Origin of the sequence: Neorhizobium sp. DAR64860/K0K1 (assembly GCF_050500205.1) — a bacterium.
GTDB lineage: Bacteria > Pseudomonadota > Alphaproteobacteria > Rhizobiales > Rhizobiaceae > Neorhizobium > Neorhizobium soli.
This window is the reverse complement of sequence record NZ_CP191459.1, coordinates 888,667-908,064: the sequence shown is the minus strand read 5'-3', so window position 1 is coordinate 908,064 and position 19,398 is coordinate 888,667. Positions and strand designations below refer to the sequence as shown.

The 19,398-nt window shown below is 61.8% G+C and carries 17 protein-coding genes; 8 read left to right on the top strand and 9 right to left on the bottom strand.

The window, feature by feature from the left end; genetic code table 11:
- Positions 1-9 precede the first annotated feature (9 nt).
- The 8 genes from ACQY1J_RS09010 to urtA all read right to left on the bottom strand — a co-directional run bounded on the left by ACQY1J_RS09010 (position 10) and on the right by urtA (position 8,393).
- Positions 10-312, bottom strand: coding sequence for an urease subunit gamma (locus ACQY1J_RS09010; RefSeq protein ID WP_062455242.1), 303 nt, complete (start codon positions 310-312; stop codon positions 10-12).
- 33 nt (positions 313-345) lie between these two features.
- Positions 346-1,170 carry an urease accessory protein UreD gene (locus tag ACQY1J_RS09005; protein ID WP_325262017.1) on the bottom strand — a complete coding sequence of 275 codons (825 nt, stop codon included), beginning with the start codon at positions 1,168-1,170 and terminating at the stop codon, positions 346-348.
- A complete protein-coding gene (locus ACQY1J_RS09000) occupies positions 1,107-2,261 on the bottom strand; it encodes an alpha/beta hydrolase family esterase (protein WP_430251227.1) in 1,155 nt (384 codons plus the stop codon). The genes ACQY1J_RS09005 and ACQY1J_RS09000 overlap by 64 nt, the downstream gene beginning before the upstream one ends.
- 202 nt (positions 2,262-2,463) lie before the next feature.
- On the bottom strand, positions 2,464-3,159 hold the full coding sequence (gene urtE, locus ACQY1J_RS08995; RefSeq protein ID WP_430251226.1) for an urea ABC transporter ATP-binding subunit UrtE: 696 nt from the start codon (positions 3,157-3,159) through the stop codon (positions 2,464-2,466).
- A 187-nt stretch (positions 3,160-3,346) separates the two neighbouring features.
- On the bottom strand, positions 3,347-4,108 hold the full coding sequence (urtD, locus tag ACQY1J_RS08990; protein WP_430242822.1) for an urea ABC transporter ATP-binding protein UrtD: 762 nt from the start codon (positions 4,106-4,108) through the stop codon (positions 3,347-3,349).
- A gap of 4 nt (positions 4,109-4,112) precedes the next feature.
- On the bottom strand, positions 4,113-5,288 hold the full coding sequence (urtC, locus tag ACQY1J_RS08985; protein ID WP_430251225.1) for an urea ABC transporter permease subunit UrtC: 1,176 nt from the start codon (positions 5,286-5,288) through the stop codon (positions 4,113-4,115).
- Positions 5,285-6,892 (bottom strand): urea ABC transporter permease subunit UrtB, encoded by a 1,608-nt coding sequence (gene urtB, locus ACQY1J_RS08980; protein ID WP_430251224.1) that lies wholly within the window; start codon positions 6,890-6,892, stop codon positions 5,285-5,287. Before urtB ends, urtC begins: the two co-directional genes overlap by 4 nt.
- A 208-nt stretch (positions 6,893-7,100) precedes the next feature.
- Entirely contained in the window at positions 7,101-8,393 is a 1,293-nt protein-coding gene (gene urtA / locus ACQY1J_RS08975; RefSeq protein ID WP_113165718.1) for an urea ABC transporter substrate-binding protein, read from the bottom strand.
- 239 nt (positions 8,394-8,632) lie between these two features.
- On the opposite strand from urtA, the gene ACQY1J_RS08970 reads away from it, so the two are divergent.
- The 4 genes from ACQY1J_RS08970 (at position 8,633) to ACQY1J_RS08955 (ending at position 11,643) form a co-directional block, all read left to right on the top strand.
- Complete coding sequence (locus ACQY1J_RS08970) at positions 8,633-9,007, top strand: hypothetical protein (RefSeq protein WP_430251223.1); 375 nt, start codon at positions 8,633-8,635, stop codon at positions 9,005-9,007.
- A gap of 134 nt (positions 9,008-9,141) precedes the next feature.
- Complete coding sequence (locus ACQY1J_RS08965) at positions 9,142-9,618, top strand: PepSY domain-containing protein (RefSeq protein WP_430251222.1); 477 nt, start codon at positions 9,142-9,144, stop codon at positions 9,616-9,618.
- Positions 9,619-9,622: 4 nt separating this feature from the next.
- Positions 9,623-10,288: a response regulator transcription factor gene (locus tag ACQY1J_RS08960; RefSeq protein WP_113164992.1), complete on the top strand. Its 666-nt coding sequence runs from the start codon at positions 9,623-9,625 to the stop codon at positions 10,286-10,288.
- Positions 10,285-11,643, top strand: coding sequence for a sensor histidine kinase (locus ACQY1J_RS08955; protein WP_430251221.1), 1,359 nt, complete (start codon positions 10,285-10,287; stop codon positions 11,641-11,643). Before ACQY1J_RS08960 ends, ACQY1J_RS08955 begins: the two co-directional genes overlap by 4 nt.
- Before the next feature lie 12 nt (positions 11,644-11,655).
- Here ACQY1J_RS08955 and ACQY1J_RS08950 read toward each other — a convergent pair whose 3' ends face one another.
- Complete coding sequence (locus ACQY1J_RS08950) at positions 11,656-11,784, bottom strand: hypothetical protein (protein WP_256413792.1); 129 nt, start codon at positions 11,782-11,784, stop codon at positions 11,656-11,658.
- A 178-nt stretch (positions 11,785-11,962) separates the two neighbouring features.
- On the opposite strand from ACQY1J_RS08950, the gene ACQY1J_RS08945 reads away from it, so the two are divergent.
- The 4 genes from ACQY1J_RS08945 (at position 11,963) to ACQY1J_RS08930 (ending at position 19,385) form a co-directional block, all read left to right on the top strand.
- Complete coding sequence (locus ACQY1J_RS08945) at positions 11,963-13,624, top strand: alpha-amylase family protein (RefSeq protein ID WP_092660124.1); 1,662 nt, start codon at positions 11,963-11,965, stop codon at positions 13,622-13,624.
- Positions 13,625-13,714: 90 nt separating this feature from the next.
- A complete protein-coding gene (locus ACQY1J_RS08940; protein ID WP_430251220.1) occupies positions 13,715-17,119 on the top strand; it encodes a hybrid sensor histidine kinase/response regulator in 3,405 nt (1,134 codons plus the stop codon).
- Positions 17,112-18,047 carry a DNA-binding response regulator gene (locus tag ACQY1J_RS08935; RefSeq protein ID WP_325265833.1) on the top strand — a complete coding sequence of 312 codons (936 nt, stop codon included), beginning with the start codon at positions 17,112-17,114 and terminating at the stop codon, positions 18,045-18,047. Before ACQY1J_RS08940 ends, ACQY1J_RS08935 begins: the two co-directional genes overlap by 8 nt.
- Positions 18,048-18,155: 108 nt before the next feature.
- Positions 18,156-19,385 carry a hypothetical protein gene (locus tag ACQY1J_RS08930; RefSeq protein WP_430251219.1) on the top strand — a complete coding sequence of 410 codons (1,230 nt, stop codon included), beginning with the start codon at positions 18,156-18,158 and terminating at the stop codon, positions 19,383-19,385.
- Positions 19,386-19,398 lie beyond the last annotated feature (13 nt).

Here is a 19,398-nt window from a genome sequence, read left to right as displayed (position 1 = left end):
GCGAACTCCTCAGCGGATCGGTTCGTGCACGGTGACGAGCTTGGTTCCGTCCGGGAACGTCGCTTCCACCTGCACGTCGTGGATCATTTCGGGGATGCCATCCATCACCTGGTCGCGGGTGATGACATGCGCGCCCTCTTCCATCAAAGCGGCCACGGAGCGCCCATCGCGGGCACCTTCCACCACGTAGTCGGTGATCAGCGCGATCGCTTCCGGATAGTTAAGCTTGACGCCCCGCTCCAGGCGACGACGGGCAACGACCGCGGCCATGGAAATCAGAAGCTTGTCTTTTTCGCGTGGGGTGAGGTTCATGGGCTTCCCGCAATCGGCGTCATCAATGACAAATCAGATGTTCCAGACTTTCGGCACTGGCGCGCCGTTACGCAATACGGAAATTGCCGGTACCAGGATTTTTCTGAGCTCGAACCCGGTCGGTGCGGTGAGACGCGCAACGATCTTGTCGTTGAAGAAGCTGGCCCCGCCGGATGTGGGTCCGAGACAGTCCCGCAGCTTCGGAAACAGAGCTTCTGCCAACGGTCCGGAATAGAACAGCGTTGCGAAAGCGACCTGGCCGGAAAGGACGGCGGCTGCTTCCGCCAGTCTCGCGATCTCGCCGTCGAAACGCATTTCTTCTGCATGAATGAGCGAGCCTGCGCGCCGGACACGCCAGCGATCGCGGAAGAAGCCGAGATTGACCGCCTCGCCCATCATCTTGCGACCGAGGATGACGGCTTCGACCGCGAGAAATTCGGAGGTTTCGGCGAGATCCACATCGAGCCTTCGCGTCAGCGAGGCGCGGTCGAACAGGATGGTTTCCTGCGGCAGCCAGTGGACGGAAGCGTTTTCGCCGACGGTGATGTGGGTGGAGACGGAGGCAGTGTCTGCGGCTGCCTTGTATATCTTCTCGTTGGCCTGCGTGGTGACCGAGAGGCGGGTGGAATCGGATGCGGCGACGGACCAATCGATCACGTCGCCGCCCGTCAGTCCCCCTGACGTGTTGATGAGGATCGCCTCCATTTCAGGCGAAAAGGTTTCCGGAAGGCGTATTTTTGCGCAGCCTTCCTGGAAGAACTGGTCAAGCCGTGTGCGCCCGGCAAACGCCTTGGTTACAAGGCGTCCCGAACCCCTTGCCCGCTGCGGCGGGGTGTCGTCGGCTGAATGCTGCTGCACGTCGTGTCCTGCATGTTGATCTGTGTCGAGCAGTCAGACGCAACAGTCGTGCCAGACTTCGAACCACCGGAGGATTTCGCAGGCGCGGCCGTGGCGACCATATCCGTCGTGTCGGCCTTCGAGAAGAAATCCCACATGCGGAAAGCCGGATCGACATTGGCGTCGAAGGCAGGCTTGGCCGGCACGACGCTCGAAACCTTGGTGACACCGGCAACGCCATCCTTGGCGGCAGCCATCACCGCTTCCCGGGCTTCGGAAGGCCTCGGCCAGTCATGCGTGCCCTTTTCGAACACGTAGGTGGCGATGCGGGCGCCGTTGGTGCAGGTGCCGTACATGGTGTAGGTGACGCCTTCGACAGTCTTTGCGTTGCCGTTGCCCTTGCAGCCGTCGAGATCGGTCCAGCGCTTGATCGCCGTCTTGAAACCATACTGCCAATAGGCGCTGCCGCCGCCGGCATAGGGGTTCTGCGAATCCTTTTCGCCGGCAAAGGCCACGATCGAGATCGGCTTGGCCGGATTGCAGTTGGCGGCATCGGGCCCCCACTTGCCATCGGTCTCGACGGGACGACCGGCGCGCAGCGAATTCACAAAACCTGCCGCGACGAAATCGTCCTGACCGGAGCAGACATAGGCCGACAGCATGCGGCCGCCACCGGAATAACCCGAGGCAAAGATCCGGTTCGGATCGACGCAGAGGTCATCCTTCACCTCTTCGACGGCATCCTCGATAAAGGCGATCTCGTCCTGGCCGCCCTGGGCGCCATTGGGAAGAATAGCCTGGCTGACCTGCACATGCGGAACGTTCCAGCCATAGGTGCCCGGCGCCTTGCCGGACAGGCTGCCTTGCAGCGCCACGGCGATAAACCCGTTCTTTTCGGCAACCTTGTCCCAGGAAGAGCGCTTCAACTGGCCGACCGGATTGGAGTTGCTGCCGTGAAAATCGAACACGACGGGCAGTTTGTCCTTGCCTGTATAGGAGGACGGCACGAAGTAGACGGCCTGGCGTTCGATACCGTCGGTCTCGATGGTGACCGGGTGGAGACCCGGCGTCATAGGCTGGCCACAGCCGGCAAAAGCGGCACCTGCGGCCAAGAAAAACGCTCCGGTCGCGGTAGCGCGAAGGGCGGAGCGGGAACGAGAACCAACAATGCGTTCAAAGACCATCAGCGCCTCATCATGGGGTGCGGGGGTTATCTACGATGTTCGGAAGATGCGTTCATCTGCTGTTCATCTAGCACACAGGCCCAGGCTTTGAAACCGCGTTAACGAATAGAAGCCATGCAAACATTGACCCCTAAACAGTTAGGTGTCGCCTTGCTTCTGCCGTATCCAGTGTCTCAGCGGCGCCTTCGTGCACGATCTCGCCACGATCCATAATATAGACATGATCTGCCAGCTCCCGGCAGAAGTCGAGATACTGTTCGACCAGCAGGATGGCCATGCCGGTGCTGTCGCGCAGGTAGCGGATGGCGCGGCCGATATCCTTGATGATCGACGGCTGGATGCCTTCGGTCGGCTCGTCCAGCACCAGGATTTTCGGCCGCGTGACCATGGCCCGCCCGATCGCCAGCTGCTGCTGCTGGCCGCCGGACAGATCGCCGCCGCGGCGCCCGAGCATGGATTTGAGCACCGGGAACAGCGCGAAGATGTCGTCCGGGATGAACTTGTCCTTGCGCTCCAGCGGTGCGTAACCGCTTTGCAGGTTTTCCTGAACGGTGAGCAGCGGGAAGATTTCGCGCCCCTGCGGCACATAGCCGATGCCGTGCCTGGCGCGGTGATAGGGTGCAAGCCCGTTCAACGTCTCGCCCTGAAAGCTGATCGTCCCCGCTGACACCGGATGCTGCCCGGTGACGGCGCGCAACAGCGTCGACTTGCCGACGCCGTTGCGACCGAGAACGCAGGTGATCTTGCCCATATCCGCCTTGATCGACACGCCGCGCAGGGCCTGTGCCGCACCGTAATGGAGATTGACGTTTTCGACTGTCAGCATGGGGGCCTCCGTGAATTCAGGACAGGATAAAACCCCCTCTGGCCTGCCGGCCATCTCCCCCACAAGGGGGAGAAGACTCGCGGCACCGCCTTGCCGTACGGGAGAACGGTCGAGCTGGGTTAAGCCCTCCCCCTTGTGGGGAGGGTGGGGAGGGGATTTTTTGGGATGCGAAGCTTTGCATAAAACCTCACCGTCCCAGATAATTCTCAATCACCTTCGGATCGTTCGACACGAAATCGATCGACCCTTCGGCCAGCACCGATCCTTCCGCGAGACACGTCACCTTGACGCCGAGGTCGCGGATGAAGCCCATGTCGTGTTCCACCACCACGACCGAGCGGGTCTTGGCGATTTCTTTCAGCAGCAAGGCGGTCTCGGATGTCTCGGCATCCGTCATGCCGGCGACCGGTTCATCGACCAGAAGCAGCTTCGGTTCCTGCGCGAGCAACATGCCGATCTCAAGCCACTGTTTCTGGCCGTGCGAAAGATTGGCGGCATATTCGTTTTTGCGGTGGGACATGCGGATCGTCTCGAGGATTTCCTCGATGCGCGCCTTGTCGTCGGCAGACAGCGTATAGAACAACGTGCCGAACACGGTGCGCGACCGGTTGAGCGCCAGTTCGAGATTGTCCCACACGGTGTGGCTTTCGAACACGGTCGGCTTCTGGAATTTGCGGCCGATGCCGAGCTGGGCGATATCGGCCTCGTCCTTCTTGGTGAGGTCGATCGTGTCCTCGAAGATCACCCGGCCGGTATCGGGCCGCGTCTTGCCGGTGATGATGTCCATCATCGTCGTCTTGCCGGCACCGTTCGGGCCGATGATGGCGCGAAGTTCTCCGGGCTCGACCACCAGCGACAGCGAATTGATCGCCTTGAACCCATCGAAGGAGACGGAGACGTCTTCGAGATAGAGCAGACTTTTGGTGCGTGTTTCGGCAATCGTGTTCATCGTCTCACTCCGCTGCCTGAACCTGTCGGGCGACCGGGACTGCCCCGGCATCCCTGCCCTTTTCCGCCTCCACCGCTGCTTTCAGCGCCCTGCGCCCGGCAAAGCCGTGCTGAATGGTGCCGACGATGCCGCGCGGCAAGAACAGCGTGACGGCAATGAACAGGCCGCCCAGCGCAAACAGCCAGATCTCCGGGAAGGCGCCGGTGAAATAGCTCTTGCCGGCATTGACGAGGATGGCGCCGATGATCGGGCCGATCAGCGTGCCGCGGCCGCCGACCGCCGTCCAGACGACGACTTCGATCGAGTTGGCAGGCGCAAATTCGCCCGGATTGATGATGCCGACCTGCGGCACGAACAGCGCACCGGCAATGCCGGCAAACATGGCCGATAAGACAAAGGTGAAGAGCTTGATGTTTTCCACCCGGAACCCGAGGAAGCGGACCCGGCTTTCCGCATCGCGCACGCCGACCAGCACCTTGCCGAATTTCGACCGGGTGATGGCCGAGGCGACCAGCAGGCAGAGAGCGAGCATGATGGCCGACATCGCAAACAGGGCTGCACGGGTGCCGCCGGCCTGCACGTTGAAGCCGAGGATTTCCTTGAAATCGGTCAGGCCGTTATTGCCGCCGAACCCCATGTCGTTGCGGAAGAAGGCAAGCAGAAGCGCGTAGGTCATCGCCTGGGTGATGATCGAGAGATAGACGCCGTTGACGCGGCTGCGGAAGGCGAACCAGCCGAAGACGAAGGCAAGCAGGCCGGGCACGACCAGAACCATCAGCATCGCAAAGGCGAAGTGATCGAACCCGTACCAGAACCACGGCAGTTCCTTCCAGTTGAGGAAGACCATGAAATCGGGCAGCAGCGGATTGCCGTAGGTGCCGCGCGAGCCGATCTGGCGCATCAGATACATGCCCATCGCATAGCCGCCGAGCGCAAAGAACGCGCCGTGGCCGAGCGAGAGGATGCCGCAATAGCCCCAGACCAGATCCAGCGCCAGCGCCAGAAGCGCGTAGCAGAGATACTTGCCCATCAGCGCCATCGCATAGGTCGGGATGTGGAGCGCGCTGTCGGGCGACGTCAGGAGATTGAGCGCCGGCACCAGAATGGCGACGCCGAGCAGGATGGCGATCGCGACGACGATCTTGCCTTCGAGTGCACGCAGAATGAAGCCGGTAATCATGCTTCGATCGCCCTTCCCTTGAGCGCGAACAGACCGCGCGGACGTTTCTGGATGAAGAGGATGATCAGAACCAGAACCAGGATCTTGCCGAGAACGGCGCCGACCGAGGGTTCGAGGAACTTGTTGAGCACCCCGAGCGAGAGAGCGCCGACCAGCGTGCCCCAGAGATTGCCGACGCCACCGAACACCACGACCATGAAACTGTCGATGATGTAGCTCTGGCCGAGATTGGGCGAGACGTTGTCGATTTGGCTGAGCGCGACGCCCGCGATACCGGCAATGCCGGAGCCGAGCGCGAAGGTCAGCGCATCGACCCATGGCGTGCGGATGCCCATCGACGACGCCATGCGGCGGTTCTGGGTGACGGCGCGCATGTTGAGGCCGAAGGCGGATTTCTTCATTACCACCAGCAGCGCGAAGAAGATCGACAGCGAGAAGATCACGATCCACATGCGGTTCCAGGTGATCGTCATGCCGCCGAGCGGAAACGAACCGGACATCCAGGACGGATTGCCGACTTCCTTGTTGGTGGGGCCGAAGATGGAGCGGATCGTCTGCTGCAGGATCAGCGACACGCCCCAGGTGGCGAGCAGGGTTTCCAGCGGCCGGCCATAGAGAAAGCGGATGATGCCGCGCTCCACGACGAAGCCAACGGCACCGGTCACGAGAAAGGCGACCGGCAGCGCAATCGTCAGCGACCAGTCGAACAGGCCGGGCGCGTGACTGCGGATCACCTCCTGCACCACATAGGTGGAATAGGCGCCGAGCATGACCATTTCGCCATGCGCCATGTTGATGATGCCCATCACGCCGAAGGTGATGGCAAGCCCGATGGCGGCCAAGAGCAGCACGGAACCGAGCGACACGCCGTACCAGACGTTCTGGGCCAGATCCCACAGCTGCTGCTCGTTCTGGATGGCTTTGATCGCCGCATCGAGATCGCCCTTCAGGCTCGGATCGATCGTTGACGAGACCGAACTGAGGATGCCGAGCGCGCTTCGCCCGCCAAGATTGCCCATGGTCTGGATCGCGGCACGCTTTTCGTCGAGCGAGCGGTCGGAGGAGAGCACCGAGACGGCGCGCGCCTCTTCCATGCGGAATTTGACGTCGCGGTCGGTTTCCTTGGCAATGGCAGCCTCGACCAGATCGAGCGCCTCCGCACTCGGCGACAAAAGGATCGCATCGGCTGCGGCAAGACGGACACCGCGATCCGGGCTCATCAGCGTCAGGCCGCCAAGCGCTGCACGAATGGCGCGCCGCAGCGTATTGTTGACGCGGATCTTGGTGACGGCACCCTTCGCGACCTGGCCAGCGCTTTCCGCCGTCACCGGATCAATCAGATCCAGCTGCGAACCGGCGGGTTTGGCCACGAACACGGCCTTGTCGGCCTTGCGGAAATAGAGATCACCCTCGGCAAAAGCCTCGAGCGCCGGCACAACGCGGATATCGCCGCTGGTGGCGATCTGTGCGACGATCGATTCAGCCTGGCCGAAATCGGCATCGGCGAGCTGGTTAAACAGCGGCTTCGGATCAGCCCCTTGCGAAAGGGCGGGCGCTGCAAACGAAAAGATCAGAAAAATCAGCGTGAAAAAACGGATAGGCATATCTTTGTCCCCCGGATGGCCGCGTGGGGCGGAGGGCTCGATCGCCCCTCATCCGCCTGCCGGCACCTTCTCCCCGCCAGCGGGGAAAAGGATGATCGTCACGCCCTCACCGCCCCCCGGTCACGCTCTCGCGTGCCCAAGTCCCCTCGCCCCGCTTGCGGGGAGAGGGTTAGGGTGAGGGGCAACCTTAACTATGGCCGAGACTGGATCAGCTGCCGCCCTTGCCGCCGCACTTGCCGGTTGCAACGTTGAAGTTGCCGCAGGACATCGGCTTGCGCCAATCGGAGATCAGGTTCTTGGAGTCCGGCAGGTAATCCGACCATTCGTCACCGACGACGGCAGGGGTTTCCTGGACGATTTCGAACTGGCCATCGGCCTGGATTTCACCGATCAGCACTGGCTTGGTGATGTGGTGGTTCGGCATGACGGTGGAATAGCCACCCGACAGGTTCGGCACCGAAACGCCGATGATCGAGTCCAGAACCGCGTTCGTATCGGTCGTGCCGGCGGATTCGACGGCCTTAACCCAGGCCTGGAAACCGATATAGGCGGCTTCCATCGGATCGTTGGTCACGCGCTTGTCGTTCTTGGTAAAGGCGTGCCATTCCTTGATGAAGGACGCATTGACCTCGGCATCGACGGACTGGAAATAGTTCCAGGCGGCGAGATGGCCGACCAGCGGCTTGGTGTCGAGACCGGCGAGTTCTTCTTCGCCGACCGAGAAGGCCACGACCGGAATGTCTTCGGCCTTGATGCCCTGGTTGCCGAGTTCCTTGTAGAACGGCACGTTGGCATCACCGTTGATGGTGGAAACGACGGCGGTCTTCTTGCCGGCAGAGCCGAACTTCTTGATGTCGGAGACGATGGTCTGCCAGTCGGAATGACCGAACGGCGTGTAGTTGACCATGATGTCGGCCTCGGCGACGCCCTTCGACATCAGATAGGCCTTGAGGATCTTGTTGGTCGTCTGCGGATAGACATAGTCGGTGCCGGCGAGAACCCAGCGCTGGACGCCTTCTTCCTTGGCAAGATAATCGACCGCAGGAATGGCCTGCTGGTTCGGAGCGGCACCGGTGTAGAAGATGTTGCGCGAGGATTCTTCACCCTCGTACTGGACCGGGTAGAACAGGATCGAGTTCAGTTCTTCGAAGACCGGAAGAACCGACTTGCGCGACGACGAGGTCCAGCAACCGAAGACGGCTGCAACCTTGTCCTGCGAAATCAGCTGGCGGGCCTTTTCGGCAAACAGCGGCCAGTCGGAGGCCGGATCGACGACGACGGCTTCGAGCTTCTTGCCCAAAACGCCGCCCTTCTTGTTCTGCTCTTCCACCATCATCAGCATGGCGTCTTTCAGCGTCGTCTCGGAAATCGCCATCGTACCGGACAGCGAATGCAGAACGCCGATCTTGATCGTATCGTCGGCAGCGAATGCGCCCGAAAGCGCCGTGGCGGACATGGCAGCGGCAAGCAGCGCGCCGGTAAGTTTCACCCTGAATGTCATTGGTCGAACCCCTCTTCTTGTTCGTTCAAGCAACCGGAGATTTAACCGTTGCTTAACCGGACTATCGGCTGCTGCACCGCAAAAACGTATACGTCGAATGACGTATCGGGAGGGGTGAACCGGCCCGTTGGAGGCAAAGGCACGCCAGTCTGACAGTTTGCTGACAGCGGCACTCAGTGGCCTGTCAGGGCCCCCATGGCATTCTGCACTCGTCAACCAAATACGAGAGGAAACATGCCATGAAAACGAAACTTGCTCTGACGACCTTCGCCGCCGCACTCGCCCTCACCGCTTCGGTGCCACTGGTCCAGGCAGCCGTTCCCTTTGCCGGCACATCCGCAGCGTTTGCCCGCCAGGGTGCGGACGATGGTCCGAACCATGATGCCAATGACGACAAGGGCGGCAAGCGTGGCGGAAAGAGCCGCGACGACGCGGCAACCCATGACAAGAACGACGACAAGGGTGGCAAGCGTGGCGGCAAGAGCAGCGATGACGCCGCGACCCACGACAAGAACGACGACAAGGGCGGAAAGCGCGGCGGCAAGAGCAGCGATGACTCTGCAAACCACAACAAGAACGACCACAAGGGCGGCACGCGCGGCGGCCACAAATAGGCTTTGTCCGACCACAGTCCGCACCCCCGCCGGATGCCGGCGGGGGTGCGGCCGTTTGCAGCAACATCGCCATCATGGCAGAGTAGTGTTTCGCGGCTCAAAAGCGCTGCCACACAGTCCTATCCGGAGTATCAATGGGCGTGACCCGTCGTATCTATCTTGCTGCGCTGCTCGCGGCCACACTCGGGTCGGCGATCGTCACGCCCGTTGCGCCCGCATTCGCCAAGGATGGCGACGGCGGCAGCGATGGTGGCGGATCGTCCGGTTCGGGCAATGACGGCGGTGGCGATGATGGCGATAACCACGGCGGCGACGACGATGGCGGTGATGACCACGGCAAGGACGGTGCGGGAAGCCATGACACATCGGGTGCCGGCTATGGCGCAAACGATTCCGATCGGGCCCGCGACGCGGTTCGCAGCGGTCAGATCATGCCGCTAAAGACGATGCTGAGAAAGATCGACGCCACCAGGTATGGTCGCATCATTGACATCCGTCTCAGCCGCTCGCAGTCGCGCGACGTCTATCAACTGAAACTGCGCGACAACAACGGTGCCATCCGCACCCTGCGGGTCGATGCGAGAAGCGGCTCGCTTCTGGGAGGCGGTTGATATCATGAAGATCCTGCTTGCCGAAGACGATCCCCAGATCGCAGCGCTCGTTGTCGAGAAGCTCAGTCGCGAGGGCTATTTCGTCGAAACTCTGTCGAACGGACCAGACATTTGGGAACGGGGAGAGACAGGCGACCATGCAGCCATCATCCTCGATCTCGGCCTGCCGGGGATGGACGGGCTTTCAATTCTCAAGCGCTGGCGGGCAAGCGGCGTCGATACGCCCGTCCTCGTACTGACGGCGCGCGGGTCCTGGATGGAACGCGTCGATGGCTTCGACGCGGGCGCCGACGACTACCTGCCGAAACCGTTTCGCAGCGAGGAGCTGCTCGCCCGGCTGAAGGCGCTGCTTCGCCGAACCGGCAAGGTTCAGGCCCGCGTCAAATCGGCCGACCGCTTCACGCTGGACGAGCAGGCCCGCCGCGTGACGTTCGACGGACGCGAACTGGATCTGAGCCCTCTGGAATACCGCATGATCTCGCTGTTCATCGACCGTCCCGGTGCCGTCCTGACGCCAGCGGAGCTTGCAAGCCAGGTTCAGGGCCGCGACGACGACGCCGCCAAGAACGCCGTCGAGGCGATGGTGGCCCGCTTGCGCAAGAAAACCGACAGCGATGCGATAGAGACCCGCCGCGGCTTTGGATACGTTCTGCCGGAGAAACGCCCGTGATCCGCTCCCTGCGTTTTCGTCTGGCAATCGGTGCCCTCATATCGATCGGCGTGGCCCTGTGGCTGGCCTGGTTCGTGCTCGGCCACCTGTTCGAGGATTATGTCGCCGACCAGTATTCCGCGGAGATGACGGCCGTCTCGGACGCGCTCGGCGCCCGGCTGACCATTCAGCAGAACGGTCTCTCCCTGGCCAGCGAGCCGTCCGATGCACGCTTCCAGATCCCGGCCGGTGGCCTCTACTGGCAGATATCGCCAGCCAACGGGAAACCTCCGCTGCGCTCGCGCTCGCTTTGGGACCAGGAACTTTCGCGGCAGTTGTTTTCTCCCGATCTCTATTGCGGCTTCTACCAGACCGAGGGACCCGATGGTGGCCCGATCCTGATCACGGTCAGGGAGATGTCGATCGGCGAAGGCGATGCCCTGCAGCGCTTCACCCTCTACACCGCCTTCTCCAAGAACGACATGGAAGAAGCGCTCGCCACCTATCACCGGCCCCTGGTCATGATGCTGATCGCCATCGGTGCCCTGCTTTTCCTTGCCGCACTCCTCCAGAGCCTCGTCGGTCTGAGGCCGCTTTCCCGCCTGCGCCAAGATGTAGCCGATATCCGGGCGGGTCGCCTGCCGAGCATCGGTGCGCAGGGGCCAAGCGAAGTCACGCCGCTCGTCAACGAGATCAACCTTCTTCTGTCGGAGCGGGAAAATGCCGTCGAGAGGGCGCGCGCCCGGGCAAGCGATCTTGCACATGGCCTGAAGACGCCTCTGACCGTTCTGTCCCATCTCGTCGAAGATTTGCCGGGCGCCCGTCGCGAAACGGCCCTGCAGCAGATCGAGCTGGTGCGCCAGCGCGCCGACCGGCAGTTGCAGGCCGCACGAATGGGCGTCGAACAGATGGCGACGACATCGCTTCTCGGCATTTCGGGAAAGCTTGTGAGCGTGCTGTCGCCCGTCACAGAAAACCGCGGGATCGACTGGGAGCTCGATATCGATCCGGCGCTCACGGTCCAGGCGGACCCGGCCGACGCAGCCGAAGCGATCGGCAACATTCTCGACAACGCTGTCCGTTTTGCAAGACGGCGCATCGAGCTGACGGCATCGAGAGGCGATGGCGGGATGGTGTTGCTGCGTATCGCGGACGATGGCCCGGGCGTCACGCCGGAGCGTTACGCCTCCATGCTGAAGCGCGGTGTCCGCGGCCAGCAGGAGGAAGACAGCGATGGCGCCGGAACAGGCCTTGGCCTGGCGATTTCCGGCGACATTGCAAATGCTTACGGCGGGAAGCTGAGCCTCTCCCGGTCGCATATGGGAGGTCTTGAAGCCGTCCTGTGTCTGCCGGCGACCAAGGAGATCGCGGCATGACGACGGAGCGGATTACTTCTTTTTGGTGTTGCTTTCGGCCGACTTGACCTGCGAACCCAAAGTCGGCGCAGCCGCTGGAGCGGCCTTGTCCTTCTTGGGTTTGCGCGTTTCCTTGTTGCCGCGTACCTGACCCTTGGCCATGACCTATCTCCTCATGTTGATGATGAAGCATAGCCTCTGATCCGGGTAAAATAGCAAGCGTTATTACACGGGGCCGACGGGGCATTTTGCGAGCCTTGATCGCAAACTCACAATCGGGCGGGAACAATTTTGCGGCTGACGCGATTGCCTCGGATCGAACGAAGCCGTGGAGCATCCCGTGATCAACGACCTCTGGTACAAAAATGCCGTCTTCTATTGCCTCAATGTCGAAACCTTCATGGATTCCAACGGTGACGGGGTCGGCGATTTTCAAGGGGTGCAGCGGCGCCTGGATTACCTCGCCGGCCTTGGGGTGACCGCGATCTGGCTGATGCCGTTCCAGGCGTCTCCCGGTCGCGACGACGGATATGATGTCTCCGACTATTACAATGTCGATCCGCGCTACGGCACGCTCGGCGATTTCGTCGAGTTCACCCACAGTGCCAAGCAACGCGGCATCCGTGTCCTGATCGATCTCGTCGTCAACCACACATCGGACGAACATCCCTGGTTCAAGGAAGCCCGTGCCGACAAGAATTCGCGCTACCGCGACTGGTATGTCTGGTCGAAGACGAAACCGGCCAATGCCGATGAGGGCATGGTGTTTCCGGGCATCCAGAAGACGACCTGGACGCGCGACAAGGCCTCCGGCGAGTACTATTTCCACCGCTTCTACGAATTCCAGCCGGATCTCAACACCGCCAACCCGCATGTGCAGGCCGAGATCCTGAAGATCATGGGCTTCTGGCTGCAGCTTGGTGTCTCAGGCTTCCGCATGGATGCCGTGCCCTTCGTGATTGCCGAAAAGGGCGCCGACATCAAAAAGCCGAAGGAGCAGTTCGACATGCTGCGGTCCTTCCGCGAGTTCCTGCAATGGCGCCAGGGTGACAGCATCATTCTCGCCGAAGCGAATGTCGTTCCCAAGGAGAACTTGCAATATTTCGGCGACGACGGCGACCGGATGCAGATGATGTTCAACTTCCACGTCAACCAGTCGCTGTTTTACGCGATGGCCAGCGCCGACGTGCGGCCACTGGCAAAGGCGATGAACGACACCAAGGAACGCCCGGCGACCGGCCAGTGGGGCATTTTCCTGCGCAACCACGACGAACTCGACCTCGGCCGCCTGACCGACAAGCAGCGCCAGACGGTGTTCGACAAGATGGGTCCGGACAAGGACATGCAGCTCTACGACCGCGGTATTCGCCGCCGTCTGGCGCCGATGCTGGGTGGCGATCCGCGCCGGCTGAAACTCGCCTACAGCCTGATGTATTCCCTACCCGGCACGCCGGTTCTGCGCTACGGCGACGAAATCGGCATGGGCGACGACCTGTCGCTGCCGGAGCGCAACTGCGCCCGCACGCCGATGCAGTGGTCGAACGAGCCTCAGGGCGGCTTCACCAAGAGCGACAAACCGATCCTGCCTGTCATCCACGAGGGCCCTTACGGCTTCGACCACGTCAACGTCGCCATCCAGCGTCGCGATCCCGATTCCATGCTCAACTGGACGGAGCGGATGATCCGCATGCGCAAGGAAGCGCCTGAGATCGGCTGGGGCACGTTCGAATGCCTCGATACCGGCGATGACGGTGTGCTCGCCATGCGATACGACTGGCGCGACAATGCGCTGGTGATCCTCCACAATTTCCACGACCGGCCGGTGGAGATCACCTTCGACGTGGGCCTCGAGGATGCGGGGCGCAACCTGATCGATATCGCCGACGACTCGGACAGCACAGCGGACGACAAAGGCAAGCATCACATCGTGATCGAGCCCTATGGCTATCGCTGGTATCGCGCCGGTGGGCTGGATTACCTGCTGAAGCGCAGCGAGGTGTGAGCGGCGGTAAAACCGCCCTTGCAAAACGCTGCACCAAAGTCGAAACTGCCTAAATATCAGTCTCCCCGATAAAGGCGATCGTTTTTAGGCATGGCAGCACGCCAACGCATCATACCGGTTCGCCGTGAGTACAATCGCTGGGTCGCAAACCAGACGCTGGAAGACTATGCGCTGCGGTTTACCGCAAAGAGCGCTAGGCGGTTTTCGTCGAGCCGGATTTCGCAGACGGCGATCGGCGCGATCTCGTTTCTGGCACTGGAGGCGATCGGCGGGGCGATTACGCTCTCCTACGGCACGACCAACGCGTTTTTCGCCATTCTGGTGGCCGCTCTCGTCATGCTGGTCGTGGGATTGCCGATCAGCCGCTATGCGATCCGCCACGGGGTCGATATCGATCTCCTCACCCGCGGCGCCTCGTTTGGCTATATCGGCTCCACCATCACCTCGCTGATCTATGCGAGCTTCACCTTCATGCTGTTTGCGATCGAGGCGTCGATCATGACCGGCGCGCTAGATCTCGCCTTCGGCATTCCGCCTTGGATCGGCTATATCATCTCGGCCGCGGTGGTGATCCCGCTGGTCATCTACGGCGTGCAGTTGATCTCGCGCTTCCAGCTTCTGACCCAACCGTTCTGGATCATCCTCAACATTCTGCCCTTTGTCTTCATTGCCTTCATGGACTGGCAGAAATTCGACCTCTGGCGCGCCTTTGCCGGCAGTGGCCATTCGAACGGCGAAATCGGCGGTTCGGCGCCGTTCGATCTGGTGGAATTCGGGGCAGCGTCGGCCGTCATCCTGGCGCTGATGCCGCAGATCGGCGAGCAGGTCGATTTCCTGCGCTTCCTGCCGCCGGAAGGGCAGCGCAAATGGCGCCACCGGTTCGCGGTGTTTCTGGCTGGACCCGGCTGGGTTCTGGTCGGCGTGCCAAAACTTCTCGCGGGCTCCTTCCTCGCAGTGCTGACGCTCTCGAGCGCTGTGCCGGTCGAGGACGCGGCCGATCCCGCCCATATGTATCTCGCCGCCTTCGGCTACATGATCCCCAACGAGACCGCGGCGCTGATGCTGATGGCGGCTTTCGTGGTCGTGTCGCAGCTGAAGATCAACGTGATGAACGCCTATGCGGGGTCGCTTGCCTGGTCGAACTTTTTCTCGCGCCTGACCCACAGCCATCCCGGCCGCGTCGTCTGGCTGGTGTTCAACGTCATCATCGCGCTGCTTCTGATGGAGCTTGGCATCTACCGGCTGCTCGAGGAAACGCTCGGCATTTTCTCGATCGTCGCGATGAGCTGGCTCTGCACGATTTCGGCGGATCTCTTCATCAACAAGCCGCTCGGTCTGTCGCCGCCCGGCATCGAGTTCAAGCGCGCCCATCTCTATGACGTCAATCCGGTCGGTCTCGGCGCCATGTTCGGTGCGACAGGCATTGCGCTGACCGCCCATTTCGGCCTGTTCGGCCCGCTGATGGCGTCGCTCGCCACCTATCTGACGCTCAGCGCCTTCGTGGTGTCGCCGGTGATCGCGTTTGCCACAAAGGGCAAATACTATCTCGCCCGAAAACCGCGCCAGAGCTGGAAGACGCTGGGTTCGATCACCTGCTCGATCTGCGAACACCCGTTCGAGCACGAGGACATGGCCTGGTGCCCGGCCTATGCGGCACCGATATGCTCGCTCTGCTGTTCGCTGGACAGCCGCTGCCACGACATGTGCAAGCCGCATGCGCGGCTGAACACGCAGATCGGCACGGTGGCACGCACCTTCCTCACCGAACGCGTCATTGCAAAGCTGACGACCCGGCTCGGCCGCTACGGGATGACGGCGGTGATCTCGATCTCGGCAATCGGGGCCATCTTGTCGCTTATCGCCTATCAGGTAGGCCAGGCAGCGCCTGCCAATGCGGATGTCATCTACGGCACGATCCTCATCGTCTTCTTCGTGTTTGCCATCATCACCGGCATCTTCTCCTGGTTCTACGTGCTGGCGCATGACAGCCGAATGGTGGCCGAGGAGGAATCCTCGCGGCAGAACACGCTTCTGCTCAAGGAAATCTCGGCGCACAAGAAGACCGACGCGGCGCTGCAGGACGCCAAGGAAACCGCCGAAGCCGCCAATCGTGCCAAGAGCCGGTATGTCGTTGGCCTCAGCCACGAGCTGCGCACGCCGCTCAACGCCGTTTTGGGCTATGCCCAGATCCTGGAACGCGACGACACCATCCCTGCCCCGCGGCAATCGGCGATCAAGGTGATCAAGCGGTCCGCGGACCATCTTTCCGGCCTGATCGACGGGCTACTCGACATTTCCAAGATCGAAGCCGGGCGGCTGCAGGTCTATTCGAACGAGATCAACATCCAGGATTTCCTCGACCAGATCGTCGAGATGTTCAGCCTCCAGGCGCAGGCCAAGGGTCTCGCCTTCGAACACGTGCGCGCCCGCACGCTTCCGCAATATGTGCGCACCGACGAAAAGCGGCTTCGCCAGATTCTCGTCAACATCCTCTCCAACGCGGTCAAATTTACCGACGAAGGTACGGTTCGTTTCGAGATCGCCTATCGCAGCCAGGTCGCCACCTTCACCGTGACCGATACGGGCCGCGGCATTGCGGAGAAGGATCTCGGCCGTATCTATGAGCCGTTCCAGCGCGGCGAAGCGGAAAGCATACGGCCGATGCCGGGACTTGGGCTGGGCCTCACCATTACCCAGCTTCTGACCAACACGCTCGGCGGTGAAATCTCGGTTGCCAGCACGAAGGGTGAAGGCTCCATCTTCAAGGTGCGGCTCATGCTGTCGGCCATCGAACGGCCGAACACGACACCGGAGGCCGAGCGCAAGATCGTCTCCTACAGCGGTCCGCGCCGCACCATCGTCGTGGTGGACGACAACCAGGATCACCGCGACCTGATGCGCGAGGTGCTGGCGCCTATGGACTTCGTCATCCTGACTGCCGTCGACGGGCCGGAATGCCTGACGCTGATCGAGGGTGTTCGGCCGGACCTGTTTCTGGTCGACATCTCCATGCCCGGCATGAGCGGCTGGCAGCTCGTGTCGCGGTTGCGCGAGGAAGGCCAGACGGCGCCCATGATCATGCTCTCGGCCAATATCGGCGATGGCACCACCGCAGATGCCGGCGGCGAAGGGCATGACGATACGCTGTCCAAGCCCGTCAACCTGCGCCGCCTTGCCGACAAGCTTGCCTCGCATCTCTCCCTCAAATGGGTCTACGAGGACGAAGCACCGGCACTGGCGCTTTCGGCGCTGGTCAAGCAGCCGGTCATCAGCCCCGGGACGGGCCATCTTCAGGATCTCCTGCGGCTCGGCGAAATCGGTTACGTGCGCGGCATCGAAGCCAAGCTCGCGGATCTGGCGACCGATCAATCCCACCGCCCGTTCGCGGAAGAGCTCGGAACCTATGTAAAGGCCTTCGACATGGCCGGTTACATGAAATACCTGGAACGCATGGAGACACAGGAACTGGAAGAACGGGAAAACAACGATGGCTGACGCGACGACACCGCGCGATATCGTCCTCCTGGTGGACGACAGTCCCGACACGCTCGGTTTTCTGACTGAAGCGCTGGAGCAATCCGGCTTTTCGGTGCTGATCGCCACGTCGGGACAGGCAGCCCTCTCAATCGTCGAGCGCATCACGCCCGATCTGATCCTGCTCGACGCCGTGATGCCCGGCATGGACGGGTTCGAGACCTGCCGCAAACTGAAGGCGCATGCTGCAGCTCAGGTGCCCGTGATCTTCATGACGGGCCTGACCGAGACCGAGCATGTCGTCAACGCGCTCGACAGCGGCGGCGTCGACTATCTGAGCAAGCCGATCAATATCGACGAGCTGCGGGCAAGAATACGGGTGCATCTTTCCAACGCCCGCTCCGCCCAGAGCGCCCGCGTCGCGCTCGATGCCGCCGGCCGGCATCTGCTTGCGGTCAGAAACGACGGTTCGATCCGCTGGTCGACGCCGCAAGCAACGCGGCTGATGAATGCAGCAACGGAAAGCGACGATGGAATTGCGATCGTCGCGGGCCGCATCGGCGCCTGGATGGCAGAGCGCGATACGGCAGGCTTTGCCCGAAACGCCGCCTTCTCGCTGTCGGAAAACCTGCAGACCAGCCTGCAGTTTGCGTTTCTTGGTGCGATCGGCGCCGACGAGTTCCTGTTCCGACTGTCGGCCGCCGTCATCAAGCGGCCGGACGACGAAATCCTGCGCCAGCACTTTCCGCTGACGCAACGGGAGTCGGAAGTGCTCTTATGGATCGCCAAGGGCAAGGCGAACAAGGATATCGGCGATATCCTCGGTCTGTCGGCCCGCACCGTGAACAAGCATCTCGAGCAGATCTACATCAAGCTCGGCGTCGAAAACCGCGCCTCGGCAGCGGTTATGGCGGCGAACGTCCTGCACACAGGCGACCGGCCGGACTAGACGCAAACGGACCGACCGGGGCCAGACACTTGCAGTCGGCGATGCCAAGGGATAGATCCGCGCGCACCCTCAACTGCTTAGACAAGCTGCATCCGGAACTCCGCAGTCATGACTACTCAATCGCCTTTGACGGCACAGACGCCCCACGACGCAGATAACTCCCCGACGGCGGAACGGGTGAGGAAACGCGTCGTCCTGCATTTCCCGGGCTTCGAGCCGCTCGATGCCGGCATGCACCATGCCCGCTATGTGCGCGCGGCGGCCCAGAGCGCTAAGACATGGAACCTGGATCTCCAGGCGGGCGATCTGCAGCGGACCGCAAAGACTGCGTATTTCGACATCGCCTGTAGCGCCCCGGATCCAGCCGACGGCGGCACGCAAAGCCGGTTCTACATCTTCGACCATTGCGCGCTGGTGGACAGCCTGAACGGCAAGCCGCTGCTGCGCCGTATTCTCAACGGTTATGGAAGCGCCTTGCGCATCGTCACCCAGGGCGGCATGGCCGGCTATCTCAGGCATGCATGGCGGTTCGGCCTGTTTTTCCTGTTTCCATTCCTGCTGGTGGCGGTAGCGCTTGGGCTCACCGCCGTGATCGCTGCCCTGCCCGCACTGCTCGGGCTCAATATGTTGCATCTGTTGTGGAGCATACCGCTTGGTCTTGCGCTGTTCCGCTACGCCCTCCTGCCCTTCATGGCGCGGTTTCACACGCTGCACCTGTTTGCCGACTGGGAAATGGCCGACGCGATGGGCAATCTCGACAGGCCCGATGTCAACGCCTGGCTGGCGAGCTGCATTGAGGGTGTCCGCGAAGCCTTAGAGGAGGACGCGGACGAATATCTCATCACCTCGCACAGCATGGGATCGGCTGTCGCGACCCACGTGACCGGCATGCTGCTTGCGGAAAGTCCTGATGCGTTCAGGCGAGGCCCCGCTCGGAGCGAACGCAAGGTGAGCTTCGTGACGCTCGGTGGCGCGATCCTGCAATGCTCGCTGCTGCGGCCCGCTACGACATTGCGCGAATGTGTCGGCCGCATTGCGCGGACGCCCGGGATCTTCTGGCTGGAGGTTCAGTGCCTCACCGACAGCATTCATTTCTACAAGAGCCGCGTCGTGGCGCTTGCAGGACATGAAGATGCACCCCAGGCGACGCTTGCCTTCATCAGGGTCAAGCGGATGATGGCGCCCGAGCGCTACAACAGGATCAAGCGCGATTTCCTGCGCGTGCACCGTCAATACGTTCTGGGATCGGAAGCAAAGTCGAATTTCGATTTCACACTGATGACCGCCGGCCCTCTTCCCGCTGCGCGGTTTGCCAGTTTCACCCCCGAAAGTTTCTGATGGGATTTTCAGG